At 60.3% G+C, this 25,995-nt stretch carries 27 protein-coding genes, 2 tRNA genes and 1 pseudogene; 15 read left to right on the top strand and 15 right to left on the bottom strand.

Annotated features, from left to right (window positions below; all coding sequences use genetic code 11):
• Positions 1–77: 77 nt before the first annotated feature.
• Positions 78–698 (top strand): nucleotidyltransferase family protein, encoded by a 621-nt coding sequence (locus ACZ1HM_RS10595; RefSeq protein WP_472742743.1) that lies wholly within the window; start codon positions 78–80, stop codon positions 696–698.
• 16 nt (positions 699–714) lie between these two features.
• Here the strand turns inward: ACZ1HM_RS10595 and ACZ1HM_RS10590 are convergent, their stop codons facing one another.
• Positions 715–1,956 carry a Hint domain-containing protein gene (locus ACZ1HM_RS10590; RefSeq protein WP_472742742.1) on the bottom strand — a complete coding sequence of 414 codons (1,242 nt, stop codon included), beginning with the start codon at positions 1,954–1,956 and terminating at the stop codon, positions 715–717.
• A 952-nt stretch (positions 1,957–2,908) separates the two neighbouring features.
• Positions 2,909–2,992 (bottom strand) — tRNA-Leu (locus tag ACZ1HM_RS10585).
• 124 nt (positions 2,993–3,116) lie between these two features.
• Between ACZ1HM_RS10585 and ACZ1HM_RS10580 the strand changes: the two genes are divergently transcribed.
• Both ACZ1HM_RS10580 and ACZ1HM_RS10575 read left to right on the top strand, forming a co-directional pair.
• The gene (locus tag ACZ1HM_RS10580) at positions 3,117–3,695 is read left to right on the top strand and encodes a YqaA family protein (RefSeq protein ID WP_472742741.1); all 579 of its coding nucleotides are present in this window, start codon (positions 3,117–3,119) and stop codon (positions 3,693–3,695) included.
• Positions 3,692–4,168, top strand: a complete 477-nt coding sequence (locus tag ACZ1HM_RS10575; protein WP_472742740.1) for a disulfide bond formation protein B — start codon at positions 3,692–3,694, stop codon at positions 4,166–4,168. Before ACZ1HM_RS10580 ends, ACZ1HM_RS10575 begins: the two co-directional genes overlap by 4 nt.
• 91 nt (positions 4,169–4,259) lie before the next feature.
• Here the strand turns inward: ACZ1HM_RS10575 and ACZ1HM_RS10570 are convergent, their stop codons facing one another.
• A complete protein-coding gene (locus tag ACZ1HM_RS10570) occupies positions 4,260–4,685 on the bottom strand; it encodes an Lrp/AsnC family transcriptional regulator (protein ID WP_472742739.1) in 426 nt (141 codons plus the stop codon).
• Positions 4,686–4,793: 108 nt separating this feature from the next.
• Between ACZ1HM_RS10570 and rocF the strand changes: the two genes are divergently transcribed.
• Positions 4,794–5,714: an arginase gene (gene rocF / locus ACZ1HM_RS10565; protein ID WP_472742738.1), complete on the top strand. Its 921-nt coding sequence runs from the start codon at positions 4,794–4,796 to the stop codon at positions 5,712–5,714.
• 42 nt (positions 5,715–5,756) lie between these two features.
• The gene (locus ACZ1HM_RS10560; RefSeq protein WP_472742737.1) at positions 5,757–6,776 is read left to right on the top strand and encodes an ornithine cyclodeaminase; all 1,020 of its coding nucleotides are present in this window, start codon (positions 5,757–5,759) and stop codon (positions 6,774–6,776) included.
• Positions 6,777–7,075: 299 nt separating this feature from the next.
• On the opposite strand, the gene ACZ1HM_RS10555 is transcribed toward ACZ1HM_RS10560, so the two are convergent.
• Positions 7,076–8,182, bottom strand: coding sequence for an anhydro-N-acetylmuramic acid kinase (locus tag ACZ1HM_RS10555; protein ID WP_472742736.1), 1,107 nt, complete (start codon positions 8,180–8,182; stop codon positions 7,076–7,078).
• Between the two features lie 86 nt (positions 8,183–8,268).
• Here ACZ1HM_RS10555 and tyrS point away from each other — a divergent pair, with 86 nt between their 5' ends.
• Positions 8,269–9,519 (top strand): tyrosine--tRNA ligase, encoded by a 1,251-nt coding sequence (tyrS, locus tag ACZ1HM_RS10550; RefSeq protein ID WP_472742735.1) that lies wholly within the window; start codon positions 8,269–8,271, stop codon positions 9,517–9,519.
• Positions 9,520–9,533: 14 nt separating this feature from the next.
• Here tyrS and ACZ1HM_RS10545 read toward each other — a convergent pair whose 3' ends face one another.
• The 4 genes from ACZ1HM_RS10545 to ACZ1HM_RS10530 form a co-directional block, all read right to left on the bottom strand.
• Positions 9,534–10,946: an ATP-binding cassette domain-containing protein gene (locus ACZ1HM_RS10545; protein WP_472742734.1), complete on the bottom strand. Its 1,413-nt coding sequence runs from the start codon at positions 10,944–10,946 to the stop codon at positions 9,534–9,536.
• The gene (locus tag ACZ1HM_RS10540; RefSeq protein WP_472742733.1) at positions 10,912–11,343 is read right to left on the bottom strand and encodes an ATP-binding cassette domain-containing protein; all 432 of its coding nucleotides are present in this window, start codon (positions 11,341–11,343) and stop codon (positions 10,912–10,914) included. Before ACZ1HM_RS10540 ends, ACZ1HM_RS10545 begins: the two co-directional genes overlap by 35 nt.
• A 66-nt stretch (positions 11,344–11,409) precedes the next feature.
• Positions 11,410–12,135, bottom strand: coding sequence for a GNAT family N-acetyltransferase (locus ACZ1HM_RS10535; protein WP_472742732.1), 726 nt, complete (start codon positions 12,133–12,135; stop codon positions 11,410–11,412).
• A gap of 52 nt (positions 12,136–12,187) precedes the next feature.
• Positions 12,188–12,640: an outer membrane protein assembly factor BamE gene (locus ACZ1HM_RS10530; RefSeq protein ID WP_472742731.1), complete on the bottom strand. Its 453-nt coding sequence runs from the start codon at positions 12,638–12,640 to the stop codon at positions 12,188–12,190.
• 97 nt (positions 12,641–12,737) lie between these two features.
• Here ACZ1HM_RS10530 and ACZ1HM_RS10525 point away from each other — a divergent pair, with 97 nt between their 5' ends.
• From ACZ1HM_RS10525 to ACZ1HM_RS10490, 8 genes and pseudogenes are all read left to right on the top strand, one after another.
• Positions 12,738–13,289, top strand: a complete 552-nt coding sequence (locus ACZ1HM_RS10525) for a YceD family protein (RefSeq protein ID WP_472742730.1) — start codon at positions 12,738–12,740, stop codon at positions 13,287–13,289.
• 186 nt (positions 13,290–13,475) lie between these two features.
• Positions 13,476–13,682, top strand: a complete 207-nt coding sequence (gene rpmF, locus ACZ1HM_RS10520) for a 50S ribosomal protein L32 (protein WP_472742729.1) — start codon at positions 13,476–13,478, stop codon at positions 13,680–13,682.
• A gap of 46 nt (positions 13,683–13,728) precedes the next feature.
• Positions 13,729–14,820: a phosphate acyltransferase PlsX gene (gene plsX, locus ACZ1HM_RS10515; RefSeq protein WP_472742728.1), complete on the top strand. Its 1,092-nt coding sequence runs from the start codon at positions 13,729–13,731 to the stop codon at positions 14,818–14,820.
• Complete coding sequence (locus tag ACZ1HM_RS10510) at positions 14,817–15,788, top strand: beta-ketoacyl-ACP synthase III (protein WP_472742727.1); 972 nt, start codon at positions 14,817–14,819, stop codon at positions 15,786–15,788. The genes plsX and ACZ1HM_RS10510 overlap by 4 nt, the downstream gene beginning before the upstream one ends.
• Positions 15,789–15,886: 98 nt before the next feature.
• Positions 15,887–16,186, top strand: a pseudogene (gene ihfA, locus ACZ1HM_RS10505) (integration host factor subunit alpha); the annotation flags it as partial.
• A 6-nt stretch (positions 16,187–16,192) separates the two neighbouring features.
• Positions 16,193–17,233, top strand: a complete 1,041-nt coding sequence (locus tag ACZ1HM_RS10500) for a MerR family transcriptional regulator (RefSeq protein WP_472744599.1) — start codon at positions 16,193–16,195, stop codon at positions 17,231–17,233.
• Between the two features lie 60 nt (positions 17,234–17,293).
• A tRNA-Pro gene (locus ACZ1HM_RS10495) sits at positions 17,294–17,370 on the top strand.
• 67 nt (positions 17,371–17,437) lie between these two features.
• On the top strand, positions 17,438–18,511 hold the full coding sequence (locus ACZ1HM_RS10490) for a 2'-deoxycytidine 5'-triphosphate deaminase (RefSeq protein ID WP_472742726.1): 1,074 nt from the start codon (positions 17,438–17,440) through the stop codon (positions 18,509–18,511).
• Positions 18,512–18,752: 241 nt separating this feature from the next.
• Here the strand turns inward: ACZ1HM_RS10490 and ACZ1HM_RS10485 are convergent, their stop codons facing one another.
• The 7 genes from ACZ1HM_RS10485 to ACZ1HM_RS10455 all read right to left on the bottom strand — a co-directional run bounded on the left by ACZ1HM_RS10485 (position 18,753) and on the right by ACZ1HM_RS10455 (position 25,597).
• Positions 18,753–18,992 carry a hypothetical protein gene (locus ACZ1HM_RS10485; protein WP_472742725.1) on the bottom strand — a complete coding sequence of 80 codons (240 nt, stop codon included), beginning with the start codon at positions 18,990–18,992 and terminating at the stop codon, positions 18,753–18,755.
• A gap of 67 nt (positions 18,993–19,059) precedes the next feature.
• Positions 19,060–19,665, bottom strand: a complete 606-nt coding sequence (scpB, locus tag ACZ1HM_RS10480; RefSeq protein ID WP_472744598.1) for an SMC-Scp complex subunit ScpB — start codon at positions 19,663–19,665, stop codon at positions 19,060–19,062.
• 55 nt (positions 19,666–19,720) lie between these two features.
• Positions 19,721–20,503, bottom strand: a complete 783-nt coding sequence (locus tag ACZ1HM_RS10475; protein WP_472742724.1) for a segregation and condensation protein A — start codon at positions 20,501–20,503, stop codon at positions 19,721–19,723.
• Complete coding sequence (gene nagZ, locus ACZ1HM_RS10470) at positions 20,496–21,500, bottom strand: beta-N-acetylhexosaminidase (protein WP_472742723.1); 1,005 nt, start codon at positions 21,498–21,500, stop codon at positions 20,496–20,498. Before nagZ ends, ACZ1HM_RS10475 begins: the two co-directional genes overlap by 8 nt.
• Positions 21,500–22,501, bottom strand: coding sequence for an SPOR domain-containing protein (locus ACZ1HM_RS10465; protein WP_472742722.1), 1,002 nt, complete (start codon positions 22,499–22,501; stop codon positions 21,500–21,502). Before ACZ1HM_RS10465 ends, nagZ begins: the two co-directional genes overlap by 1 nt.
• Before the next feature lie 79 nt (positions 22,502–22,580).
• Positions 22,581–24,326 carry an arginine--tRNA ligase gene (gene argS, locus ACZ1HM_RS10460; RefSeq protein WP_472742721.1) on the bottom strand — a complete coding sequence of 582 codons (1,746 nt, stop codon included), beginning with the start codon at positions 24,324–24,326 and terminating at the stop codon, positions 22,581–22,583.
• 131 nt (positions 24,327–24,457) lie between these two features.
• Entirely contained in the window at positions 24,458–25,597 is a 1,140-nt protein-coding gene (locus ACZ1HM_RS10455; RefSeq protein WP_472742720.1) for a deoxyguanosinetriphosphate triphosphohydrolase, read from the bottom strand.
• Between the two features lie 74 nt (positions 25,598–25,671).
• Between ACZ1HM_RS10455 and ACZ1HM_RS10450 the strand changes: the two genes are divergently transcribed.
• The gene (locus ACZ1HM_RS10450) at positions 25,672–25,995 is read left to right on the top strand and encodes a HesB/IscA family protein (protein ID WP_472742719.1); all 324 of its coding nucleotides are present in this window, start codon (positions 25,672–25,674) and stop codon (positions 25,993–25,995) included.

Below are 25,995 nucleotides of genomic sequence, written 5' to 3'. Positions count from 1 at the left end.
AAACGCGCCCTCATGATTTGCGCAGCACCGGTGGCGGTTGGTTTGCCTCCGCCCCTATCCCCGGGCTACCCTAGGGCATGACGCAGGTGACATTCCCCATCCTCATCCTGGCCGCAGGAGCCTCCACGCGCATGCGCGGGGCCGACAAGTTGATGGAAGATATCTCCGGCATCCCTTTGTTGCGGCAACAGGTGCTGCGGGCGCAGGCAGCCACAGACGGCCCTGTTTTAGTGGCCCTGCCCGCGCGACCTCATGCCCGTTACGCCGCCCTAGAGGGCTTGGATGCAACCCCGGTGGCCGTCATTGATGCAGCCCGGGGCATGGGGCGCAGCATCGCTGCGGGGATTGCAGCCCTGCCGCAAGGCTGCCAAGCTGTGCTTATTGTCCTGGCTGATTTACCAGATCTGCAGGCAAATGACTTTCGCACCGTCTTGGAAGCTGTTGATTTAACGTCAGATACGCTGATCTGGCGCGGTACGTCTGAGGATGGACAACCGGGCCACCCCATCGTTTTTCGCGCAGCCCTTTTCCCGCAATTACAGGCCTTACAGGGTGATGACGGGGGCCGCTCTGTTGTGCAGCGCGCAAAAGGCGCGGTGAGCTTGATCCGCCTGCCCGGTCGGCACGCAACTTTGGATTTAGACACGCCCGAAGACTGGGCGCGTTGGCGCTTGGGTCAGGACGACAGGCCCGGCTGACGCTGCCCGGTCGCCCCTAGACATCCTCCAGAATGAGTTTCGCTTCGTGTTTCTTGAGCGAGCGGCGTGCTGCGGCATAGTCTTGCAACCCCTGTCTGGTCGCCAAGGCTGGGAACAGGGAAAACAACTCATCCCTTTGTGCGGCATCGACGCCACCAAGAGACATATCACCGGGCTGAAAGCTCTCGGTCCAGGCACCCTCAGACAAGATCACCTCGTGCCGGTCACACATGATGTGGTGATAGGTCAGCTCTTGCTCTTGCAACTGGCGGATGCCGCGAAAGCCGACCAGGTGTTTTGCGGCAACGAGCACCTCATTCTCTTCGAAATAGAGCGCCGCCCGGTTGCCTGTGATCAACAGCCGGTGGTTGGGCGAGACGGTCAGGCTGCGCAAGGGGGCCCCATGACCCAAGGCACCCTTGGGGATATGGATGGGCTGGTATTCAGGATGCGCCCGGAAATCGCGTGGCTTGACCCGGCGCGCGCCGGTCCAGCGAATGATCTGCAACCCGTTGTCGCGGGTGATGACCCGCTCGCCCACTTTCAGATCTTCGATCCTGCGTTCGCCCATGGGTGTCGCAATCTGGGTGCCCGTGACAAAACAACTGATGACGCTTTCCATTTCGGTAAAGGTCAGCTGACCCGTTTCGTCACCGTCGCTGTTGAAATACTGGACAAACCCGTCTTCACGGCTGTCCGAGGTATAGGTGACCGACAGCGCCCCATCTGGTGCGGCTGAGCCGCGCAAATCCAGCGTATCGAAATCCTCTGCACCGCTTCCGCCATCCAGAACATCACCAGCTGTGACATCGGTAAATACGTCGCGGCCCGCACCACCAAAGACTGTATCGTCCCCCTGGCCGCCGCGCAGCACATCGTCGCCCGTGCCCCCAAAAATGAGGTCATCGTCAATTTCGCCGTCTATTGTGTCATCCCCGCTGCCACCCAGCAGCGTGTCGCTGTCATCAGCGCCATAGATTTCATCATCGCCCGATCCGCCATCGACAAAATCGCGGCCATTTTCGGGATCGCGGTCCGGCGCAAAATCAGAGGTGTCAGGCCCGGCGACATCTTCGATGTTGAACCCATCAGGCACCCGCGCAGGATCGTTCCCGGCAAAGATCACATCATCGCCAGAGCCGCCCAGAATGGTATCGGCGCCTTCGCCGCCGACCAGGCGGTCATCATCGGCACCGCCATCAATCTCATCATCGTCAAATCCACTATCAACGCTGTCCGCGCCGGCACCAGCCAGCACCGTATCGCGGTCATCGCCTGCGCGGATGTCATCATCGCCCTGCCCGCCCTGAATAAAGTCGCGATTGTCTTCAGGATCGGCGTCAGGGTCGAACCCCAGCCCATCCGCGTCAGACCTGGATACCCCCGATCTGGCGCGCCAACTGTTGAGAGGTCGATGGTTTTGTCTTTGTCATCTGTTGTGCTGTCGGAACGTTTGTCGTCTTTGGTCTCAGCGAATTTCGGGTCTGTCTTACCGATGTCCGCCATGGCGGGGTCAGGTTGTGTGGATTGGAAACCCAAAGTGATGCTTTCACCCATCGGCTCTTTTTCAGCCACCCCGGTCTCAGGTTGGTCCGGGGTCACGGTCTGCTCTGGGCTGGTGTCTTCTGCTGCCTCCGCCGTGTCACGGGGGCCAAAGAGGACATCGCGCAGGAGCGTCAGGAGCTTGAGCAGCATGCTCGGGTCATCTGGTGGTGTGCTTGGGTTCGTTGAGGCCGCTGTCGCAGTGGTTGAGGTGGCACCTGTGGTGCCTTCATCAGGCGCAGGCTCTGTTTGCGTCGCAGTCTCTGGCCGTTTTGCCAACGGATCGAGGGGTGCCGCGATACCCTTATCCGCCCCAGCCGTCGTTGAATAACCCGTCTTCGCCATCGCCTTGACCCTCATGCAAACGCCATCAAAGCGCCCGCACTTAGGGGCGCATTAACCAAGGACCTATCGAGAGCACAGTTAATTCAGGGTTAAGTGGAACAGCGCGTCGGGCGCACGGAAATTGGTTGAAGATAGGCTTCTATCAATCTGACTTCATTACCAAATACGATCATGAATACCATTCGGAAAAAGCTCAAACTGAGCCCCACAAATCGCCAAATCCCCCGAAAATATGCAGCGCATTTTAGACAATATGCCCAACCAGCAAGCTGGACCCAGCCACAAACTCAGGATGTCGGGGAAAGCGGCTGGCGGTTTGCCAGTGGTACCCAAGGCCGGACTCGAACCGGCACGCCCGAAGGCGGGGGATTTTGAATCCCCTGCGTCTACCATTCCGCCACTTGGGCACTGCGCGGGGGTCTAGCCTGCATCAAGCCGCCGGGCAAGGGCATTTTGCCACGAAATACCACGCACCCTTGACGCACCGCGTCGGACGTGGTGTTGCAGCGTACACGCGCAAAACAGGCCCCCATGCTACAACGCCTCTACGATTGGACCCTCAGCCTTGCACAGCATCGCCACGCCCTCTGGGCACTGGCCATCGTGTCTTTTGTGGAAAGCTCATTTTTTCCCATCCCGCCGGACATCATCATGATCCCCATGATCATCGCACAGCCCAAAAGGGCGTTTCTGATTGCGGGCATCGCTTTGGTATCGTCGGTCTTGGGCGGCCTTTTTGGCTATGCGATCGGGGCATTTGCCTATGAGGCGCTGGGCCAGCCGATCTTGGCGGCACTGGGCAAGGCAGACGCCATGGCCGAATTCTCAACCCGCTTCAATGATGTGGGCTTCTGGGCTGTTTTGGTGGCTGGCGTCACACCGTTTCCCTACAAGGTCATCACCATCATGTCGGGCTGGACTGCGATGCCGCTGGGCACCTTCATCGTGACCTCTATCCTGGCCCGCGGCCTGAGGTTCTTTATCGTGGCTGGCCTGCTGTGGTATTTCGGCGCGCCGATCCGAGCGTTCATTGAAAAACGCTTGGGGCTGATGTTCACGCTCTTTGTGGTCCTGCTCATCGGCGGCTTTTTCCTGGTGAGGTTTATATGAGCGCGCGCGCCCTTGTACTCTTGGCCACGCTTGGTTCAGCCGCGCTGCTGATCGGGGCCTTTGGGTTCCAGCACATTGGCGGGCTTTTACCTTGCAAGATGTGCCTTTGGCAGCGCTGGCCACATGCCGCCGCTGTTGTGATTGGGGCCGCGATCCTTGCAGGTGGTCCCCGCGCCCTGCGCTGGCTTGGTGGCTTGGCCGCTTTCAGCACAGCGGCCATCGGGGCCTATCATGCCGGGGTTGAGTGGAAGTTCTGGCCGGGTCCATCCTCGTGCAGCGGTGGGGGACAGGATCTGGGCGCGCTTGATGGGGCGGCCCTATTATCGCTGGACGCCCCCGCTGGCGTGATCATGTGCGATGAAATCGTCTGGCAGTTTTTGGGCCTCTCTATGGCCGGGTGGAACGCGATCTTTGCGCTGGGCCTGACGGCTTTGTGGATTATGGCGGCGCGCAAAGGCTATGGGCGCACCTGAGCAACTGTCCGCCACACTGGACAGTATCTGATGCATTGACACCTTTGGCACTCAGCCACCTTGAGGCGATCACCGCCCAGGACAAAAGGAGTTAGGATTTCTTTTGGGTCCGCAGCAGCAGGTTTGTCTCACTTGTCGTTATGCCCTCCAACCGCCGGATGCGGGTGAGGACAAGATCAAACGCCTCCAGCGTTTCCGCCCCAATCTCCAGAATGATATCCCAGCGTCCGTTGGTTGAATGCAGCGCGCGCACCTCAGGAAATCCAGCCAATTGACGCGCGATCCGTTCGGTACCCACCCCTTCGATCCCGATCAGCATCAGCCCGCGCACCGCGTCTTGGGTCACATCGGCACGGGTCACAACCGTAAAGCCCACGATCTCACCACGTTCCTTCAACTTCGCGATGCGCGTGCGCAGGGTGGTGCGCGTGATATTGAGCGCCAGCGCCAGATCCGAAATCGGGGCGCGTGCATCATGCCGCAACGCCGACAAGATGCGATGATCCATTTCGTCCATAACCACCACTCATTTTGATCAATTACCGATCAATAAGACCAATTTGGCAGCTTGTCGATAACCACTAAGGCCCGATATCTGTAACCCATAGCAATAAGAGGCCTGAGCATGAGCACAAAAAACTGCATCCTGATCGGCGTACCGATGGACTGTGGCAAGACCCGAAAGGGATGTCTGATGGGGCCTGACGCCTATCGCACCGCAGGCCTGGCCGAGGCGCTCACCAATCTGGGCCACAAGGTCGAAGACCGCGGCAATGTCGCGCCGCGCCCCTTCACACCGCAACCCCATGACCGCCTGATCGCCTTGGAGGAAACCATCGCCTGGACGCAATCGCTGTCAGAGGTCGCTGAGACCGCCGTGGCAGAGGGCCTGCCGGTTTTCATGGGCGGCGATCATGCTCTTTCCTTAGGCAGCGTGCGGGGCGTCATGCGCCATGCACAGACCCAAAAGCGCCCGCTCTTTGTGTTGTGGCTGGACGCACATACGGATTTTCACACCACCGCCACCACCCAAAGCGGCAATCTGCACGGCACGCCGTTGGGCTATGTGACCGGTAGGCCAGACTTTGACGGCTTTCCCGCCATCACCCAACCTGTCCCAGAGGAAAACGTAGCCATCATCGGCCTGCGCTCTGTCGATCCCGAAGAACGCAGCGCCCTGCAAAACAGCGCCATCACCCATGTGGACATGCGCGAGATTGATGAAAACGGCATCGCGCGCCCGCTTGATGCATTCCTGAGCAAAGTCGCCGCCGCCAATGGGATGCTGCATGTCTCGCTGGATGTGGATTTCCTCGACCCCAGCGTGGCCCCCGCCGTGGGCACCACCGTGCCGGGCGGTGCCACCGTCCGGGAGGGGCATCTTGTGATGGAAATGCTGCATGACAGCGGGTTGATGACCTCGCTCGATCTGGTGGAGCTGAACCCCTTTCTTGACGAACGCGGACGGACCGCTTCGCTGATGGTTGACCTGGCGGCCTCCGCGCTGGGACGGCGCGTCTTTGATCGTCCAACCCGCGCCTATTAAAGGAAATGATATGACCTACCTGCCCCCTCAAAAAACGCGCTTGTGCCCTTCATCTCTGTGGAGAACATGATGAAACTGGTGCACCACATCGGTGTCGAAGAGATGATCTGCGGCATCGCCGCGTGCATTGAGGCTGATTTCAAGCGCTGGCCGCACTTTGACAAAAAACCAAGGGTTGGCAGCCATTCTGAAACCGGTGTGATTGAACTGATGCCCACCTCGGACGGCGAGGTCTATGGCTTCAAATATGTGAACGGCCACCCGGCAAACACCCGCGACGGGCTGCAAACGGTCACGGCCTTCGGCCTTCTGGCCAATGTTGCCTCCGGCTATCCGGTGCTGCTCAGCGAAATGACCCTGCTGACGGCCCTGCGCACCGCGGCCATGTCGGCCCTCGCCGCCAAGGTTCTGGCCCCTAAAGGCGCAACCGTCATGGCAATGATTGGCAATGGCACACAGTCAGAATTCCAATCCCTCGCCATGAAGGCCATGGTCGGGATCAAAGAGGTCCGCCTTTTTGACATCGACCCCGCCGCCACCGCCAAATGCGCGGCCAACTTGGCGGAACAGGGGCTGCGTGTCACCTCATGCCAAAGCGCCGAAGAGGCCATGCAGGGCGCGCAGATCATCACCACCTGCACCGCTGACAAGCAAAATGCGACCGTTTTGACCGACAACATGATCGGCGCAGGCGTGCACATCAACGCCATTGGCGGCGATTGCCCTGGCAAAACAGAACTCGCCCCCGCCATCCTTGACCGCGCGACCACCTTTGTAGAATTCCCCGAACAAACCTGGATCGAAGGGGAGATCCAGCAGATGCCAGCCGACTACCCCATCACCGAATTCTGGAAAGTCCTGACCGGTGAGGCACCGGGTCGCCGGGATGACCGGCAAATCACCCTCTTTGACAGCGTGGGCTTTGCAATCGAGGATTTCTCTGCCCTGCGCTATGTCCGCGACAAGGTGGCCGAAACCGGGCTTTTCCACCCGCTCGACCTGTTGGTCGATCCAGACGATCCACGCGATCTGTTTGGCATGCTGCAACGCGCCAAACCCTGATATCTTCTCTGGGATGGCGCCGCCCTTGCTTGGGCACCAGGCAGGCGGGCAGACGGCCGGTTGCCAAGTTGAATCGCGGAGGGACCCAGCGTGCTGGGAAACCGCTATTCTGCTTGGCAAGCGGATGGCTGTCTGCCAGCGCAGGGGATCAATCAAGGGCGGCGCCATCTCTCTGGGAAGGTGAGACCCGAAGCCCCTCCGCCCTCACCGCCACACACAAGCCTCCAAAATAGCCACAACCCCCTGGACCACGGGGCCTCCCAGCGACGCCGCCCGTCAGGGCGAAGGAGCGCCGCCGGTCAACGCGGCACGCTCACCTGCCCACCCCCTACAGCCGCGCGCACGCCGGTGGTGCCGGGACAAGACGTGGGCAGCCCCCGCGCCACCCGCACCGCCAGATAGGCAAAGGCCTGCGCCTCTAACATATCGCCGTCCAAACCGATCTCTTCGACTGCCCGCACCGGGCAATCAAGCCCTGCCCGCAACATCTCCATCAGCACCGGGTTATGCCGGCCGCCGCCGGTGACAAACACCGCTTCCGGCAGGCTTGGACAATGCTGCATCGCCTCTGCAACGCCAGCGGCACACATCGCCGTCAGCGTGGCCGCGGCATCGGCATCGCTGAGCTCGGTGACCAGACCGACCATTTCGGCAAAATCATTCCGGTCGAGCGATTTGGGCGGGATGCGCGAAAAATAGGGCTCGGCCAGAAAAAGCTCCAACGCGCCCAAAGCCACCTCACCCTGTGCCGCCAGCGCCCCTTCCGCATCGTAGGCCTGCCCCAGACGGGCGTGCACCAAATCATTCAGCGGCGCATTCGCAGGCCCCGTGTCAAAGGCCAAGAGCGCCCCTTCAGCTTCAGGGGCCGCCATGCGCGGATCCGCCCAGGTCAGATTGCCCACGCCGCCAAGGTTCAAAAACCCAACCGGCTGGGACAATCCGGCAAAACGCGCGCAGGCGTGGTGGAAAAACGGGGCCAGCGGCGCGCCTTCGCCGCCAAGGGCAACGTCAGCCGTGCGGAAATCCCACACCACAGGATAGCCCAACGCCTGCGAAAGGGCGTTGCCATCGCCTACCTGCAAGGTGCCCCGGCTTCGTGGGGCATGGGCCAGGGTCTGGCCGTGAAAGCCCAGCACATCCACCGGGCCCAACCCCGACAGCAATGCGATATGGGCCGCCTCGACGACTTGCGTGGCGGCCACAACCTCTGGTCCGTCCCAGGAACCCAGAGCCGCCTCCAGTACCGCCCGCTCCTCAGCACTGTAAGGCCGATAGGCCGTCGGGCCAAAGGACAAGATGTCTTGCCCATCAGTCACCAGGACAGCGGCATCCACACCATCCAGCGATGTGCCAGACATCGCCCCCCGTGCCGTCACCGGTCCTTCTTTGGAAATTGCCTTGCTCATTGCCCCATCCGCCCCTCGCCGGGCCTTTCCCTCGGCTTGTGTTCTGCCTATAGATGCCTCGCAAACCGACGCTGAGGCAAGAGACCATGACCTACCACCCCAAATCGGAGTTCATTCGCGTAATGATGCAACGCGGCTTTCTGGCCGATTGCACCGATTATCAAGGGCTGGATGAAGCCTTTGCCGCCGGGGTGGTGCCCGCCTATATCGGCTATGATGCCACCGCGCAGTCCCTGCATGTGGGCCACCTGATGAACATCATGGTGCTGCGCTGGCTGCAGAAGTGTGGGCACAAACCCATTACCCTGATGGGGGGCGGGACCACGAAAGTGGGCGATCCGTCGTTTCGCAGTGACGAACGCCCCCTCCTGGGGCCTGAGCAGATCGACGCCAACATCGCCGCCATGCAGCAGGTGTTCGACAAATACCTCGCCTATGGCGACGGGCCGACCGATGCGATGATGCTCAACAATGCTGAATGGCTCGACAGCTTGAACTACCTCGATTTCCTGCGTGACATCGGGCGGCATTTCTCTGTGAACCGCATGCTCAGCTTTGAGAGCGTGAAATCCCGGCTGGACCGCGAACAATCGCTGTCCTTTTTGGAATTCAACTACATGATCCTGCAGGCCTATGACTTCCTGGAGCTGAACCGCCGCTATGGCTGTTTGCTGCAAATGGGTGGATCGGACCAATGGGGTAACATCGTCAACGGCATCGACCTGACCCGGCGGGTGCTTGAGACCGAGATTTACGGGCTGACCACGCCCCTGCTGACCACGTCAGACGGGCGCAAGATGGGCAAATCGGCCAATGGCGCCGTCTGGCTGAATGGCGACATGCTAAGCGCCTATGAATTCTGGCAGTTCTGGCGCAATACGACAGATGCAGACACGGGTAAGTTCCTGAAACTATTCACCGAATTGCCGGTTGAGGAATGTGACCGCTTGGGCGCACTTGAGGGGTCCGAGATCAATGAGGCCAAGATCATCTTGGCCAATGAGGTCACAACTTTGCTGCACGGTGCCGACGCGGCGGCAGCGGCAGCAGCGACCGCTAAAGAGGTGTTTGAGAAGGGCGGGATTGGCGATGATCTACCAACCCTGACGCTCAGCGCTGCGGATGTGGGCGACGGTATTTCAATCGTGCAGCTGATCGTGAAATCCGGTCTGGCAGGGTCAGGCAAAGAGGCAAAGCGCCTGATCGCTGAAAATGGGGCCAAGATGGATGATGCCCCGTTGACGAACGCGGGCCTGATGCTGGATGCGGCAAGCCTGGCCAAGCCGGTCAAGCTGAGTGCGGGCAAAAAGCGGCACGCCTTGGTGCAATTGGGTTAAGGTCCGACCCCAGGTTAAGACGTGGCTTTCTCTTCCAGGGTAAGCCACTCTTCCTCAGCAGCTGACAGCTTTTCTTGACGTTCCACAAGGGCTTGCGTGGCTTTGTTAAACTTAACCGGCTCGCGCGTGAACAGCGCGGGATCTGACAACAGCTCTTCAAGCTTGCCAATCTCAGCCTCCAGCCGCTCCATCTCGGCAGGCAGCGCTTCTAGCCGGTGTTTCTCGGTAAAGCTCAGGCCCTTCTTCTCCGCCTTCTTAGGCGTCGCTTTCTCAGCGGCTGCCTTTTTGGCCGCAGGCGCATCAACCGGCTGCTCTGCCTCACCGCGCTGCGACAGGTAGTCTGTCCAGCCCCCCGCATAGACCGTCGCCTTGCCGTCACCTTCCATGGCGATGGTCGTCGCGGCCACGCGGTCCAGAAAATCGCGGTCGTGGCTGACCAGGATCACTGTGCCGTCGTATTGCCCCAGCAGTTCTTGCAGCAGATCCAGCGTTTCGACATCCAGATCGTTTGTCGGTTCATCCAAAACCAACAGGTTGCTTTCCCGCGCCATGATCTTGGCCAGCAAGAGGCGCGCCTTTTCTCCGCCTGACAAGGATCGGACAGGCGCGCGCGCCTGCGCCTCATCAAAAAGGAATTCCTTAAGGTATCCCACGACATGTTTAGGCGCACCGCGTACCAGCACCTGATCGGCCTTGCCCGAGACGCGCATGTCCGGGTCCCCGGTCAGGGATTCCCACAAGGACATGTCACCATCAAGCTGCGCACGCGCCTGATCAAAGAGCGCGAGCGCCAAGTTCGTCCCCAAGCTCACGCTGCCCTCATCTGGCGTCTCTTGCCCTATGAGCATGTTTAGAAGCGTCGTCTTGCCCACGCCGTTCGGCCCCACCAGCGCAATGCGGTCGCCGCGCTGCACCTTGAGCGAGAAGTTTCTGACGATCTCTTTGTCACCAAAGTGCTTGGCGATGCCTGTGGCCTCAATCACCTTGCGGCCTGACTTTGGCCCGGCCTCCAGCGCCATAGCGGCGGTGCCTTGCCGGGTGATCTGTGCGGCGCGTTCGGCCCGCAGATCTTGCAAAGCACGCACGCGGCCCTGGTTGCGCTTGCGCCGGGCAGAGATGCCTTCGACGGCCCAGCGGGCCTCTGCCTTGATTTTACGGTTCAGCTTGTGCCGCTGGGTGTCTTCCTCTTCCCAGACCTGATCCCGCCAGGCTTCAAAGGCGGCAAAGCCCTTTTCCTGCCTTCTGACCATTCCTCTGTCAATCCAGAGGGTTGCGCGCGTAAGTTCACGCAGAAATGCGCGGTCATGGCTGATCAACACAAAGGCGGTGCGGGTCTGTTTCAGCTCATCTTCGAGCCAGCGGATGGCCTCAATATCAAGATGGTTCGTCGGCTCATCCAGCAGCATCAGCTCCGGCTCTTCGGCCATCAGCCGCGCCAGTGCGGCGCGTCTGCGCTCCCCCGCTGGCGGTTGCCACGGGCCGTGCGGGATCGAACTTGAGCCCGGCACCTGCGCGTTCCACCCGGTACATTTCGCTGGGCTCCAAGGTGGCGCAGGCAAAATCCCCCAGCGTCTCATAGCCCGTCAGATCAGGATCTTGCTCCATATATCCAACCGACACACCTGGTCCGGCGACCACCTCACCGCTGTCAGGCTCAACCAAACCGGCCATCACCTTCATCAAGGTGGATTTGCCGGATCCGTTCCGCCCCACAAGCGCCACGCGGTCGCCGCTGTGAACGACCAGTGACAGGGCCTCAAACACAGGGTCTCCCCCGAAGGTGAGTGAGATGTCGTTGAGCTGGAGTAAAGGTGCACGCGCCATCCCGCGCTGCTACAAGCGGACATGGATAAGGTCAACGTGGCCAGCGGCGTTTTTGCTGGGCTGCCCCTAGACCAAGGCGCGCAGCAAATGTTTGCGGCTGTCCGGGATCGCGCCGATTTCAAGGCCGGTAAAGACATGCAACGTCTGCATCTGGTGATCAACCACCGCATGATCACTGACCCAGCCACCCATCATCAGATAGGTGCGCAACAGCGGTGGCATATGCTGCATCGCTTTTTTCACGTCAGGCTTGCGCCGCAGACGCGCGGCAAAGCGGAACACATCGGGGGCTTTCACGCGCGGCAACCACCGCGCAGGGGCGAGGTAGCGCGCTCGTAGCATGGCAAAGGCATCCAGATAGGCCTCTGCTTGGACACCAGAAAAGGACGAACACCCAAACAAGAGCTTCACATCATTGCGATCGACGAAATCCGTCATCGCCGCCCAGGCCACGCGCAAAATATCAGGATCACGCAGGTTTGGAGTCACGCAGAAACGGCCCATCTCCAGCAACACACCCTCGTATTCTTCCAATGCGCTCAGCTCATAATACTGTGCCGCGTAGCTTTTGCTGAGCGTGGCCCCCTTGAGCGCTTGCAAGCGGTAGCAACAGACCAGCGTACCGGTGCGGTCTTCTTCGATCAGGATGTGAACGCTTTGCGCATCAAAGGGATCTTGATCCAATGCGGTCTCAAGGCCAAAGGCTTTGGCCCGCAGGGCCTGTGCAGCACGCAAGTCTTGAGGCGTTTCGGCCTGCCGAGCCCGGTAGCGTCCTTTGGTCAGGGCGATCATACTGCCCACCTGTGTGCCTTGTCGCGGCAACACAGCCCCCACCGTCACCGCATCAACCGCCAAAGGCTGCGGGGTTAAAGCGGCCGATGTTGCCCAGAAGCTGGCGCAGGAAGGAATTGTCACGCACAGACGATTCTGTCACGCGCCGCGACAACGGCACCACCTGCCCGCGCTCCAACCCAAAGCGTTCGACGTTCTGAACAACACCGCTTTCGCTAAAGCTGATGGCAACGACCTGGCGGTCAATCTCTTTGGGCGGGATGGGGCCAACGGAGCGGGTCCGCATCCGCACGTAATAATAGCCACTGTCGTTCAAAACCCCTGAGGATGCAGGCACGCCGACCTTTTCCGCGACGGATTCGCGGGTGTCAGCGCCGACCTCAATCTGGTCCAGTTCTTCCTGTGGTGGGATATAACCGTGGTTGCTGTACTGGGCTGTGCACCCAGCTAGGCCAAGACCAAAACAGGCAATGGCCGCCACACGCAGAACAGATCCGCTTTTCATCCCCATGTGTGCTGCCCTCTTGCCCTTACAACATCTGGCTTTTATGTCGCATACACCATGCACCCCCTTGTATTCAAGAAACGAAAGTTGGACCGGTATGGCGCGTAACGCCCCAAGCGAAACGGCCCTGCGGGTCGCTGATTTATCACAAACCTCCGAAAACACCTTTGCCTTGCGCCCAGAACGGGCAGCATTGGACGCTCTGGCAGAAACGCTGGCGTTGGATGGATTGCGCAAGCTGAGCTTTTCAGGCGCAGTTGTGCCGGCGGGTCGGACGGACTGGACGTTGACGGGCAAGCTGGGCGCGACGGTTGTGCAGCCTTGTGTCGTCACGCTTGAGCCCGTGACCACCCGGATCGACATCGATGTCACACGGCATTTTGTCGAAGGTTACGAAGACCCCGATGAGCCTGAGGCAGAGATGCCAGAGGATGACACCACAGAGCCGCTGCCCGTCTGGATAGACCCAGCCGTGATCATGCAAGAGGCCCCGGCCCTGGCCATCCCCGACTACCCGCGCAAGGACGACGCCGCGTTGGGCCAGATGGTTTATGCCGAGCCAGGCACACAAGCGATGACGGATGAGGACGCCCGGCCCTTCGCCGGACTGGCCGCCCTGAAAAGCAAACTTGAGAACGGTGAGGACTAGGCCCCACATTCCAACGCGCGAAAATCAGCTTGCGCGACACATTTTTCTGAGTATTTTGCCGCCCTCATCCCAATTTTGGTTGGACAAGGCACCCCGCTTTGCATAAAGCGGCGGACAACCCAATCCGGGAACACTGAAAACTGGGCCTGTACGCTGTGCACGCCCCCAAACGCAAAGGCACCAGACATGGCTGTCCAACAGAACAAAGTATCCAAATCGCGCCGCAACAACCGCCGTGCGCACGATTCGTTGGTTGCTGCTAACCCGCAGGAATGTGCGAACTGCGGCGAACTCAAGCGTCCCCATCACGTCTGCGCGGCCTGCGGCCACTATGACGAGAAAGAGGTCGTAGCGCTGTCAGAAGAGATCGACTTGGAAGATGACGCGGCCTAAACTAGGCCATCGAGTACGCAGACCATCATAAGAGGCGTTCGCACCCGTGACGGCATCGACCGATCATACCTCAGCGAAGGCCGCCGCCCAAAGTTCCGGGCGCACCCTGATCTCAGTTGATGCGATGGGTGGGGACGAAGGCCCGGCAGCTGTTGTTGCCGGGTGTACTTTGTCTGCCAAGATCAATCCCGAGATTGCCTTTATCCTGCACGGCGATGCCAAAGCGCTTGCGCCGCTGGTGGCCAAACATCCTGAATTGCAGGGCATCTGCGATATCCGCCACGCCAACGACATCGTCAGCATGGATGACAAGCCCAGCCAGGTGGTGCGCACGGGCAAGGAAACCTCCATGTGGTCGGCTATTGAATCCGTGCGCAGCGGCGAAGCTGCTGTTGCAGTGTCTTGTGGCAACACGGGCGCATTGATGGCGATGTCGATGATCCGCCTGCGCAAGTTGCCCGGCGTTAACCGTCCTGCGATTGCCGTCCTTTACCCCTCTGCCAACCCGCAAGGGTTCAACGTGCTGCTGGATGTTGGTGCTGATATCCGGGCAGACGCGGATGATTTGGTGCGCTTTGCGCTGATGGGCATTTCCTATGCCCGCAACGGCATGGACCTCAGCCGTCCGCGGGTGGGATTGCTGAACGTCGGGACAGAGGAACACAAAGGCCGGACAGAGTTGAAAGAGGCCCACGATATGATTCGTGACTTTGAAGGCGATGCCGGGTTTGAATTTGTGGGCTTTGTCGAAGGTGCTGACATTTCCGGAGACGTGGCCGACGTGATCGTCACCGACGGCTTTACGGGCAACATCGCCATCAAAACTGGCGAAGGCACCGCCAGCCTGGTGGGCCAACGCCTGCGCGAAGCCTTCAGCTATTCCTTTATGTCCAAAATCGCCTCCCTGCTTGCCTACACATCCTTGCAACGGCTTCGGATAAAGATTGACCCGCGCCGCGTGAACGGCGGCGTGTTTCTGGGCCTAAACGGCACTGTGGTCAAATCCCATGGTGCTGCGGATGCAACAGGCGTGTCTGCGGCCATTAAACTGGCCGCACAGCTCTCACAGAACCAATTCAACGACCGGCTCGCTGCCCGCGTGGCCGCCACCCTGCCCGCCAAGGAGACATCAGAATGAATACCCGCGCGGTCGTAATTGGGTGTGGCCACTACCTGCCTGAACGTGTTGTCGAGAACGCCGAATTTGAGGCCACGCTAGATACCGATGACGCCTGGATCAGGGCGCGCTCGGGCATTGAACGCCGTCATTTCGCGGCAGAAGGCGAAACCACATCAGCGATGGCAACCGCTGCTGCACGTGCCGCTTTGGCGGACGCGGGCCTGGGTGCTGACGACGTTGACGCGATTGTTCTGGCCACGTCCACGGCTGATCTGACCTTCCCGTCGGCGGCCACGATGGTACAGGCTGAACTGGGCATGACCTCGGGCTATGCCTTTGATGTGCAAGCTGTTTGTGCAGGCTTTGTCTTTGCGCTGGCCAATGCCAATGCGCTTATCCTGTCGGGTCAGGCCAAACGCGTTATGGTGATCGGTGCCGAAACCTTTAGCCGCATTATGGATTGGACAGATCGGTCTACTTGCGTGCTCTTTGGCGATGGCGCGGGCGCTTTGTTGCTGGAGGCACAAGAGGGCGCAGGCACGCCCGCCGATCGTGGCATCCTGTCCACAGATCTGAATTCAGACGGCAAATACCGTGATCTGCTTTATGTCGATGGCGGTGTGAGCACCGGCACCACCGGCTATCTTCGGATGCAGGGCAATCAGGTTTTTCGTCATGCGGTGGGCAAATTGGCCGATACGGCCACAAAAGCGATGGCGCGTGCCAACGTCAGCGCTCAAGACGTTGACTGGATCGTGCCCCACCAGGCCAACATACGCATCATCCAGGGCACCGCAAAGAAGCTGGATTTGCCGATGGATAAGGTTGTTGTCACGGTCCAGGATCATGGCAACACCTCTGCGGCCTCCATCCCGCTGGCGCTGTCTGTGGGCAAGGCGCGTGGGCAGATCAAACAGGGCGATCTGCTGGTTACCGAAGCGATTGGCGGCGGTTTGGCCTGGGGCGCTGTGGTCTTACGCTGGTAACACCGCCCGCTTCGCATAAAGACGCCGGGCCAAGCCATTGATATTGACTCTGAATTTTCCCCACGTCTAAGGTGGGTTAGGAAATATTGGGGGATGGGATGTCAAATACAACGCTGACGCGTATGGATCTGAGCGAAGCGGTCTTTCGCGAGGTGGGTCTGTCACGCAACGAAAGCGCACAGCTGGTCGAATCTGTTCTGGACCATATGTCCGATGCGCTGGTCGCGGGCGAACAGGTCAAAATCTCATCCTTTGGCACCTTTTCTGTAAGGGACAAAACCGCCCGCGTGGGACGGAACCCGAAAACAGGTGAAGAAGTGCCGATAAACCCGCGCCGTGTCTTAACTTTCCGCCCTTCACACTTGATGAAAGACCGGGTGGCCGACGGCAACGAAGCGCTGATCATGTCCAAGTCCCCAGACGCGTTTCGCACGATCTCTGAAGTGGCCGAGTGGCTGGGCATTCAAGCCCATGTTTTGCGCTTTTGGGAAAGCAAGTTCACCCAAGTAAAGCCGGTCAAACGGGCGGGCGGTCGACGCTACTACCGCCCCAATGACATGCTACTGCTGGGTGGTATCAAGCAATTGCTGCACGAAGATGGGCTGACCATCAAAGGCGTTCAGAAAATTCTGCGCGAAGAGGGCATGGGCCATGTCATCGCCATGTCGCCCCCTTTGGATGAGATAACCGCATCAGAGCTGGCGGAAGCCAACGCTGCACCGCCCTCACCCATTGTGGAGGACGTGGCGCCTGAGCCGGAAACGGGTGTTGTGCTCAGCTTTGGTCATAAGACAGAGGCAGAAGCACCTGCCGCACCTCAGGTGGAGCAGCCGGTACCTGAGGCCGAGGTTGAGGCTGAACCCGAGCTGGAAATGTTCGCCCCCGCAGAGGAGGCCAGCCCCGAGCAGGCGCAACCAGAAACTCCGTCGGTGGCTGCTGAAACAGACGCCCCCGCCGATGCCGCACCCCAAGCGCAACCCGATGACGACACCCCGGCAGAGGAAGTGCTCACACCGGTCCCCGCGGAGACCGCAGCAGAAGAAGCGGATGAGGTCCCTGCAAAGGCAGCCGCAGAAGACGCTGATGAGGCACCCACTGAGGCAACAACAGAAGACGCTGATGCCGCACCCGCCGCACATCTGCCCGCCTTCCTACGCCGCCCCATGGCCGATGCTGAGCCTGAGGAGGCCGGCCAAACGCAAACAGAAGCGGCAGAGGCGCCGACTGCTGAGCCTGAGGCCCCTGCCCCAAAACCGCGCAACATCCCGATGCCCGCCATCACCCCACTGGAAGATATCGCGGCGGCCCCCTCCGTGCTCTCGGCCGCCCATGGTGTGCGGCGTCTCAGCACAGCGCAGGCCAAAGAAATCGCGCCCCTGTTGGAGAAACTCGCTGTTCTACGTGACTCCATGGCGGCCCGCCGCCCGCCAAGCGCAAACAGCTGACCACGTGCCTAAACTTCCCTCTTGCACGCCTGCAAAGTTCAGGTATGAACGCGGTCACGTCGGGCTATGGCGCAGCCTGGTAGCGCGTCCGTCTGGGGGACGGAAGGTCGCAGGTTCGAGTCCTGCTAGCCCGACCATGACTAACCAATCCAACGCCCGCAGCCCTTTGGGCCCGCGGGCGTTTGGATTTTGAAGGGACCGATCATGCAGGGTGTGATCCCAAACCAAGCCATTTCAGAAATGATCGCTGAGGGTCAGATCACCGCCGACCCGGCCATCATTGATCCGCAAATTCAGCCTGCCAGCCTTGATCTGCGCCTGGGCACCGTTGCCTACCGCGTGCGTGCCTCTTTCCTGGCGGGCCACGGCAACAGCGTGACGCAGCGGCTGGAACATTTCACCATGCACCAGATTGATCTGACCCAGGATGCGGTGCTGGAAAAGGGCTGTGTCTATGTTGTGCCCTTGATGGAAGGGCTGAACCTGCCCGATGACGTATCCGCCGTGGCCAACGCCAAAAGCTCCACAGGTCGGCTTGATCTGCTGACCCGCACGATCACCGATGGCGGCACAGAATTCGACCGGATCGCACCGGGGTATGCGGGCCCGCTTTTTGCTGAGATCTGTCCGCGCTCTTTCTCTGTCAAAGTGCGCCCTGGGATGCGGCTGAACCAGATCCGCTTTAGCCGGGGCGATGCCGCGCTAGATGACGCAGACCTCGCCGCCCTGCATGCGCAAACCCCGCTGGTCGATGGCGATGCGGTGATTGATGAAGGTCTGGGCTTTTCCGTCGATCTCAAACTGCCCGGCACCACCTTGGTGGGCTACCGCGCCAAACCCCACACCGGGGTGATAGATCTGGACAACATCGGGCATTACGATCCGGCTGAGTTCTGGGAAGAGGTGCACACGAGCACCGGCCAGATCATCCTGGATCCCGGTGCCTTTTATATCCTCGTCAGCCGGGAAGCGGTGACCATCCCCCCCGACTACGCCGCCGAAATGGCACCTTACCTGGCCATGGTGGGGGAGTTCCGGGTGCATTACGCGGGCTTTTTCGATCCCGGCTTTGGCCATGACAGTGCAGGCGGAGCTGGCTCACGTGGCGTGCTTGAGGTGCGCTGCCATGAAGCGCCCTTTGTACTGGAGCATGGGCAAGTGGTCGGACGACTGGTCTATGAACGCATGAGCGCTGCCCCAACGCAGCTTTACGGCGCGGACCTTGCTTCCAACTACCAAGGCCAGGGCCTGAAGCTGTCCAAACATTTCAAAAGCTAAAGAGCCGTTCTTAAAGCGCCCTCAATCTCAGGGCGCACCCTCACGCCTATCCAAGAACCACCACACAGGCAGTAAACCGCAAGACCGCCGCGCCCCCAGAAAACAACACCTGGAAAAAACAAAGCGCTCAATAAGGCCCACGCCCCCGCGCTTCATCTTTCCACTAAAACTCAAAAGCAACCGTGCCCCCAACGCCCCATCCGCGTTGGCCACCCCAGCTAAAGCTGGCCTTCAACCCGCATCAAAGCTTCGTCGCCTGCCGCATCGCCCGCATCTGCTGTTTTGCCTGACGCGCCGCGCGCCGGGCCTGACGGGCCTGCTGGCGTTCTTGCTGGGTCATTTGCGGCTGCTCGGATCCTTCGCCCTCAGCCACCTGCTTGCGGTTTTGCTTTTGGCCAACCTGGTCAAACCCGGCTTTGATGCCCCGGTTGATCAGTTGCCGGATCACCTGGTTCACAATCATGCGGATGATGTGGTTCATGTTGATGCCCTCTTCTGCTCAGGTCGCAGTATGCGCTTGAATGGGGCGAATTTCAGGCAAATGAGGATTAATCCTCAAAAAGTTCGGACTGACCTTCTGTGCTTTCATCTTCCTCCTCAGCATCTGCGGTCAGCGACATCGCACCGGGGGGCGGACGGTTTTCCAACAGCCCTGCGGCCCGCAGCTCTTTGAGGCCCGGAAGATCGCGGGCGTTCTCCAGACCGAAATGGTCCAGAAAACCTTGCGTGACGACAAAGGTCACCGGACGGCCCGGCGTCATCTTGCGGCGGCCAAAGCGGATCCATTCCAGCTCCAACAGCTGATCCACGGTCCCGCGCGACACGGAAACGCCCCGGATTTCCTCAATCTCAGCGCGGGTGACAGGCTGGTGGTAGGCGATGATGGCCAGTGTCTCAATCGCCGCTCGGCTGAGCTTGCGCACCTCAACCGTTTCTTTTTGCATCAAAAAACCAAGATCGGGTGCCGTGCGAAAGGCATAACCGTCGCCAATGCGGCTGACCGCAACGCCGCGCCCCTCATAGCGTTTGCGCAGATGCGCCATGGCCTCGCCTGCGTCGCAGCCATGCGGCATCCGGGCTTCCAGCTCTTTCAATGTGATGGGCTCAGACGTGGCAAAAAGCACGGCTTCGACCATACGCTCCTGTTCCCCCATGGGGGGCGCTTCAAACAGGCTTTCTTCTTGCTCTTCGTACTCGTCTGACACGCCGTTATTCCTTTTTGCGCAGCTGGATCGGGGCAAAGATCTCACTCTGCCTGATTTCCAGATGCCCTTCTTTTACCAACTCCAGCGACGCAGCAAAGGTGGAGGCCGTGGCCGAGCGTCGCTTCATCGGATCGGTCTCCCACCCTTCGGGCAGGAAGCTCATCAGATCGCCCCAGTCGCCTGCAAACCCAATCAGACCCCGCATCCGGTCCAGCGCTTGCTCCATGGTAAAGACCGCCTCACGGTCCATGACAAAGGGGCGGAACTCATCCTTGGTACGGATGCGCGCGTAGCCCTGCATGAGATCCAGCAAGGTGGCCGTATAGGTGACGCGGCGCACGCGCTCGACCTCGGCGGTGTGGCCGCGGGCGAAAAAATCACGCCCCAACTGATCACGCCCCATCAGCCGCGCCGCGACATTGCGCATGGCCTGTAAGCGCTCCAGCTGAAATGCCAGATGGGCGGCCAACTCTTCGCCTGAGGGCCCCTCTTCTTCGGGGTCAGGAGGCAGCAGCAGGCGGGATTTGAGAAACGCGAGCCAAGCCGCCATCACCAGGTAATCCGCCGCCAGTTCCAGCCGCAGCGCCTTGGCGCGTTCGACAAAGTGCAGGTATTGCCGGGCCAGTTGCAGAACGGAGATTTTGCGCAGATCAACCTTTTGGGTCCGGCTGAGCGTCAGCAACAGGTCAAGCGGGCCTTCAAAGCCATCTACGTCAACGATCAGCGCCTCTGCAGCCAACCGATCCGCGACAGAGATCTGATCTTCCTCAAATGCTGTTTCAGCCATGCACTGTCCCGCCCAGAAGCGCTTCAAATTCGCGTTCAAGAGCGGAAATGTCAATGTCGTCTGGGGTTTTGCGCATGGCTTCAGCCCGTTCTGCCCGCGCCTGCCCCTTTGGGGTCAAAAGACCAGCAGCCTCGGTCACAGCGGCGCGGTCAGCCAGCGCTGCGTTGCAATAGAGCACGACATCCACGCCTGCCGCAATTGCGGCCTCTGCCCGTTCAGCCGGGGTGCCTGAGAGCGCCTCCATTGAGGTATCATCCGTCATCACCAGGTTATCAAACCCAATGTCGTCGCGGATGCATTGCATGACCGTGGATGACAATGTTGCTGGCACGCTGTCCATCTCGGTAAAGACCAGATGGGCCGTCATCCCCATCGGCAGATCATTCAGCGCCCGGAAAGGCGCGAAATCCGTTTGCTGTAGTTCAGCCAGCGGCGCATCCACAACCGGCAAATCAAAATGCGTGTCCATGCCAGAGCGGCCATGCCCCGGCATATGTTTCATCACCGGCAGCACGCCACCATCCATCATGGCATCCGCCACCTGCCGGCCAATGGTGATGACCTCAGCCGTCTCAGTGCCGTAACAGCGGTTCAGCAGGAATGGATGTGTCCCCGCCCCCGCCACATCAAGCACCGGCGCGCAATTGCTGTCGATGCCGCAAGACATCAGCTCATCCGCGATCAGCCGGTACATCAGATAAAACGCGCGGGGGGCCTGCGCTCCTGCGCGTTTGGCAAGCTCTAGCGGGGCGGGCCATTCCCGCCAGGTTGGCGCACGCATCCGCTGCACACGCCCACCTTCTTGGTCGATGGTGATGATGGCATTGCGCCCCACAGCATCGCGCATTTCACCACATAGGGCGCGCAGCTGATCGGGGCTTTCAATATTGCGGGCAAACAGAATGAACCCGAAGGGATCAGCGTCGCGAAACAAGGCTTTTTCGTCTTTGCTCAGACGCAGTCCATCGGCATCAATGATCGTGGCCCCGTAGGCCATCAGCGCGTGACCACCGGGATACAATCCGCATTGGCCGCCACCAGCGCGGAACAGAAGCGCCGCGCATCCGCGGTGTCTTCAAAGCCCATGGCGCGCAATCGGTAGAACACGCGCCCGCCGCTGGTTGCCTTTTGCACGATGCGCCGTTTGTCGCCCAAATAGACATCAAATCGGCTGCGCAACTGATCCCATTGCGCCCGCGCCACTTCGGGGCTGTCAAAGGCACCAAGCTGTGCCAGTCGCGTGCCCGCAGGCAGGCTGGCGGGGTTCACCTCTTCGGTTTGGGCGCTGGCGGCTGTGGGCGTTGGGGTGACGGGTGCGCGCACGGCGGGACGGATTCTAGGCCGGTACGACACGCGCACGCCCGGCGCATCAATCACTGCGGCCACCTGTTCTTCTGCGGCGGCCACCTCTGCCACCACCGCCTGCGCGACGGTTGCGGCAATGGCATCGACCTGGGTGTTATCCGTGCTGAGCGGTGCCACACCAGCGGTCAATTTCTCAACCAGCGCATCCACATTTCCGCTTTCCAGCGCTGCGACAACTTCGTTCGCCGCCGCCGTGGGCGCCACGGTTGTTTCCGCAGGCTGTGGCGCTGCGGCAACCCTTGTGGTGGTCATTGCGTGGTCTTCATCGCTCAGATCAATGGGTTTGGGGGCCAAAATCAGCCGGTCTGCGGGGGCTGCGGCAGTGCCTTCGGCGGCCACCTCATTTACAGACAGCCCCTGATGCTGCGCCAGTTGGCCGCCCGGTTCTTCAGGGCGCACCCGCATGTCACCGCTGGCCGCGCGCACCACGGGAATGCCGCTGACATCACGCACGAGCAGCTTGTAGCCCCAAACAGCAATGCCAATAACCAGCGCCAATGAAATCACAGCGCCCGCGATATTTGCCATTGTTACCAATTGGTTAGGCGCGCTTTGCGTCTGATAGGTATGAGGGGCATGGGGGGCCACACCAAAGCCGTCACCAGCCGCCGAAGAAGACGTGAAATCTGCCATTTATGCCTCACCGCCCGTTGGGTGCATTGCCCAGTGGGTCTGATCTTGAAGTTGCCTGTATACCGGCGAGGCGCGTGCGTTATCGCATCTCTTCCGCCGGAGTTACCCCAAGAATACCAAGACCGGCTGCAATTACAATCGCCGTGGCCCCCGCAAGCGCAATTTTTGCCTGGCTGGTGGCGGGATCATCCTCTTGGATGAAGCGCAGGGAGGTCACTTCGTTGCCCTTGTTCCACAGCCCGTGGAAGTCCCCCGCCAGCTCATAAAGGTAGAAGGCCACGCGGTGCGGCTCATTCGTGCGGGCGGCGGTTTCAACCAGGCGCGGCCATTCGGCCAGCTTGCGCAGCACGCCCAGCTCACTGTCGTGATCCAAAAGGCTCAGGTCCGCCTGCGCCAGCGTTGCGTCATCCGCAGCGATGCCTGCGTCCGCGGCTTTGCGCAGCACAGAGGCCACCCGCGCATGGGCGTACTGCACGTAAAACACAGGGTTTTCGCGGCTTTGCTCCAACACTTTGTCGAAATCGAAATCGAGCATCGCGTCGTTTTTCCGTGTGAGCATCACAAAGCGCGTCACATCCGGCCCCACCTGATCCACCACGTCGCGCAGGGTGACAAAGGTCCCTGCCCGTTTGGACATTTTGAACGGCTCACCGTTTTTGAACAGCTTCACCAGCTGCGTCAGCTTGATATCAAGCGGCACCGTGCCGCCAGACAGGGCTGAGACCGCCGCCTTCATCCGTTTGACATAGCCGCCGTGATCGGCACCAAAGACGTCGATCAGCTCATCAAAGCCGCGCTGCACCTTGTCGTAGTGATAGGCGATGTCGGGCGCGAAATAGGTCCAACCGCCATCGGATTTCTTGACCGGCCGGTCCACGTCATCGCCGTGTTCGGTGGACTTAAATAGCGTCTGTTCGCGCGGTTCCCAATCCTCGGGCTTTTTGCCCTTGGGCGGCTCCAGCACACCTTCGTAGATCAGACCCTTGTCCCCCAAATCAGCGAGCGCTGCTTCAATCTGGCCCGTACCGTAGAGCGATTTTTCGGAATAGAACACATCCATCTCAACGCCCAAAGCTTTGAGATCATTGCGGATCAGCGCCATCATCTGCTCGGTCGCGAACTCCCGTACATCCCGCAGCCAATGTTCCTCACCCTTGTTGAGGTAGTCATCGCCCACCTTTTCTTTCAACGCCTCGCCCACGGCGATCAGATAATCGCCGGGATAGGTGCCATCCTCAAACGCCACCTCTTGGCCATGCGCCTCAAGATACCGCAGATAGACAGAGCGCGCCAAAACATCGACCTGCGCACCGCCGTCGTTGATGTAGTATTCGCGTGTGACGTCATAGCCTGCGAAATCCAGCAGGCTGGCCAGCGCATCGCCAAAGACAGCGCCCCGCGTGTGGCCCACGTGCAAAGGCCCGGTGGGGTTGGCAGAAACATATTCCACATTCACTTTCTTGCCCGCGCCCAAGGACGCCCGGCCAAACCCGGTGCCCGTGCTTAGCACGTCGCCTGCGATGGCCTGCCAGACAGAGGGGGCCAGCCGCAGGTTCAAGAACCCCGGCCCCGCCACCTCTGCGGAGGTGATGCGCGCATCCTCTGCCAGTTTGGCAGCCAGCGCCTCAGCAATGTCACGCGGCTTCATCTTTGCGGGCTTGGCCAAGACCATCGCGGCGTTGGTGGCCATATCCCCATGCGCGGCGTCTCGGGGCGGTTCTGCCGTGATCGGGGCATAGTTCAGACCTTCGGGCAAATCGCCCGCTGCAACCATGCTGTCCAGCGCCGTGATGACCGTATCGCGAATGTCGGCAAAGATGTTCATTGGTGTGTTCCTTTGTTGCGCCCGCATGTATCACTTGCACAAGCGCAGTCAATTCAAGCGCCACGCCAAACTGGCGCAAGCGGCGGATTTATGATGGGTCGGGCGGTGGCCCTGCCCCCAAGGGCGTGTCGCTAACCCAACAGCCGCGCGTGCTCAGCATAGGCAAAGCGGTCCGTCATCCCGGCGATATAATCGCAGACCATGCGCGCCAGCTGAACCTTGTCCTGCCCTGCCGCATCAATCTGTTGCGCCCAGTCTTTAGGCAGCAGATGCGGCTGTTCGAGAAACAGGGGAAACAGCTCTTCCACGATATGGGTAACTTCTGCGCGTTTTTGCATCACCGATGGCGCGCGGTACATGCGGGTGAACAGGAAATCCCGGATCTGATGCAGATCCTGCCACATCTGCCCGGAAAAGCGGATCACTGGGCGGCCCAGATGCCGGATGTCTTTGGCAGAGGCGGGCGCCGTCTCAGCCAAGACCGCGCGCGAGGTTTCGATCACATCGCTGACCATCATGCCAAAGACCCGGCGCAGCGCCTCGTGCCGCCGGCGGTAGGGATCAAGCCCCGGATAGGTCGCATCGACCTCGGCGTAGGCCGGGCCCACCAAAGGCAGCCCCGCAATCTCCGCTTCGGTGAACAGCTGTGCGCGCAGACCGTCCTGCAGATCATGGTTGTTGTAGGCGATGTCATCCGACAGGGCCGCCACCTGCGCCTCTGCGCTGGCATGGGTGTGCAGCTCCAGATCGTGGGTCTCGTTATATTCAGCCAGCGCGTAAGGCAGATCACCGACGACGGGGCCGTTGTGCTTTGCAATGCCTTCCAGCGTGTCCCAGGTCAGGTTCAGCCCGTCAAAATCCGCATAATGCCGCTCAAGCGAGGTGACGATTTTGATCGCCTGGGCGTTGTGATCAAAGCCGCCGTAGGGGGCCATCAGCGCGTGCAGCGCGTCTTCTCCGGTGTGGCCAAAGGGGGTGTGGCCCAGATCATGCGCCAGGGCCACCGCCTCTGTCAGCTCACTGTTTAAGCCCAATGCGCCTGAGATCGTGCGCGCCACTTGCGCCACCTCAATCGAATGGGTCAACCGGGTGCGGTAATAATCGCCCTCATGCTCCACAAAGACCTGGGTCTTGTGTTTGAGCCGCCGAAAGGCGCTGGCGTGAATGATCCTGTCCCGGTCGCGCTGATAGCATGACCGGAAACTGCTTTCCTCCTCCGCCACGCGCCGTCCCAGGGTGCGTGCCGGATCAGAGGCAAAAGGTGCGCGCATGATGGCGGGTCCTTGTGGCCTGTCCTTGGGCTTTCTATATTGCAGTGGCAGACCGATTGAAACCGGAGCGAATGATGAACCTGCCCCCCAAAGTGACCCCACGCGCCTTTGACCGCCTGGCCGAGATTGGTGCCGCCGATCAGGGCAAAGCCCTGCGCGTTGCCGTAGAGGGCGGCGGATGCTCTGGATTTCAGTATGAAATCGACTTGGATGAGCCAAAAGAAGACGATCTGATTTTGGAAGGCAGCGGTCAAAAGGTTGTCGTGGACAGCATTTCGCTGCCGTTCCTGACAAATGCCGTGATCGACTTTTCCGAAGAAATCATCGGCGCGCGGTTTGTGATCGACAACCCCAATGCCACATCGGCCTGCGGCTGCGGGACGTCGTTTTCAATGTAG

It is taken from the genome of Sulfitobacter sp. GN1-4 (genome assembly GCF_055693825.1).
The sequence above is the reverse complement of the archived record's forward strand: the minus strand, read 5'-3'. Positions and strand labels throughout refer to the sequence as shown.

Coding starts and splice junctions, on each gene's coding strand:
- ACZ1HM_RS10595 (WP_472742743.1), top strand. CDS start 78: ATGACGCAGGTGACATTCCCCATCCTCATCCTGGCCGCAGGAGCCTCC.
- ACZ1HM_RS10580 (WP_472742741.1), top strand. CDS start 3,117: ATGCTACAACGCCTCTACGATTGGACCCTCAGCCTTGCACAGCATCGC.
- ACZ1HM_RS10575 (WP_472742740.1), top strand. CDS start 3,692: ATGAGCGCGCGCGCCCTTGTACTCTTGGCCACGCTTGGTTCAGCCGCG.
- ACZ1HM_RS10570 (WP_472742739.1), bottom strand. CDS start 4,685: ATGGACGAAATGGATCATCGCATCTTGTCGGCGTTGCGGCATGATGCA.
- rocF (WP_472742738.1), top strand. CDS start 4,794: ATGAGCACAAAAAACTGCATCCTGATCGGCGTACCGATGGACTGTGGC.
- ACZ1HM_RS10555 (WP_472742736.1), bottom strand. CDS start 8,182: ATGAGCAAGGCAATTTCCAAAGAAGGACCGGTGACGGCACGGGGGGCG.
- tyrS (WP_472742735.1), top strand. CDS start 8,269: ATGACCTACCACCCCAAATCGGAGTTCATTCGCGTAATGATGCAACGC.
- ACZ1HM_RS10545 (WP_472742734.1), bottom strand. CDS start 10,946: ATGGCCGAAGAGCCGGAGCTGATGCTGCTGGATGAGCCGACGAACCAT.
- ACZ1HM_RS10540 (WP_472742733.1), bottom strand. CDS start 11,343: ATGGCGCGTGCACCTTTACTCCAGCTCAACGACATCTCACTCACCTTC.
- ACZ1HM_RS10535 (WP_472742732.1), bottom strand. CDS start 12,135: ATGATCGCCCTGACCAAAGGACGCTACCGGGCTCGGCAGGCCGAAACG.
- ACZ1HM_RS10530 (WP_472742731.1), bottom strand. CDS start 12,640: ATGAAAAGCGGATCTGTTCTGCGTGTGGCGGCCATTGCCTGTTTTGGT.
- ACZ1HM_RS10525 (WP_472742730.1), top strand. CDS start 12,738: ATGGCGCGTAACGCCCCAAGCGAAACGGCCCTGCGGGTCGCTGATTTA.
- rpmF (WP_472742729.1), top strand. CDS start 13,476: ATGGCTGTCCAACAGAACAAAGTATCCAAATCGCGCCGCAACAACCGC.
- ACZ1HM_RS10510 (WP_472742727.1), top strand. CDS start 14,817: ATGAATACCCGCGCGGTCGTAATTGGGTGTGGCCACTACCTGCCTGAA.
- ACZ1HM_RS10500 (WP_472744599.1), top strand. CDS start 16,193: ATGTCCAAGTCCCCAGACGCGTTTCGCACGATCTCTGAAGTGGCCGAG.
- ACZ1HM_RS10490 (WP_472742726.1), top strand. CDS start 17,438: ATGCAGGGTGTGATCCCAAACCAAGCCATTTCAGAAATGATCGCTGAG.
- ACZ1HM_RS10485 (WP_472742725.1), bottom strand. CDS start 18,992: ATGAACCACATCATCCGCATGATTGTGAACCAGGTGATCCGGCAACTG.
- scpB (WP_472744598.1), bottom strand. CDS start 19,665: ATGGGGGAACAGGAGCGTATGGTCGAAGCCGTGCTTTTTGCCACGTCT.
- ACZ1HM_RS10475 (WP_472742724.1), bottom strand. CDS start 20,503: ATGGCTGAAACAGCATTTGAGGAAGATCAGATCTCTGTCGCGGATCGG.
- nagZ (WP_472742723.1), bottom strand. CDS start 21,500: ATGGCCTACGGGGCCACGATCATTGATGCCGATGGACTGCGTCTGAGC.
- ACZ1HM_RS10465 (WP_472742722.1), bottom strand. CDS start 22,501: ATGGCAGATTTCACGTCTTCTTCGGCGGCTGGTGACGGCTTTGGTGTG.
- argS (WP_472742721.1), bottom strand. CDS start 24,326: ATGAACATCTTTGCCGACATTCGCGATACGGTCATCACGGCGCTGGAC.
- ACZ1HM_RS10455 (WP_472742720.1), bottom strand. CDS start 25,597: ATGCGCGCACCTTTTGCCTCTGATCCGGCACGCACCCTGGGACGGCGC.
- ACZ1HM_RS10450 (WP_472742719.1), top strand. CDS start 25,672: ATGAACCTGCCCCCCAAAGTGACCCCACGCGCCTTTGACCGCCTGGCC.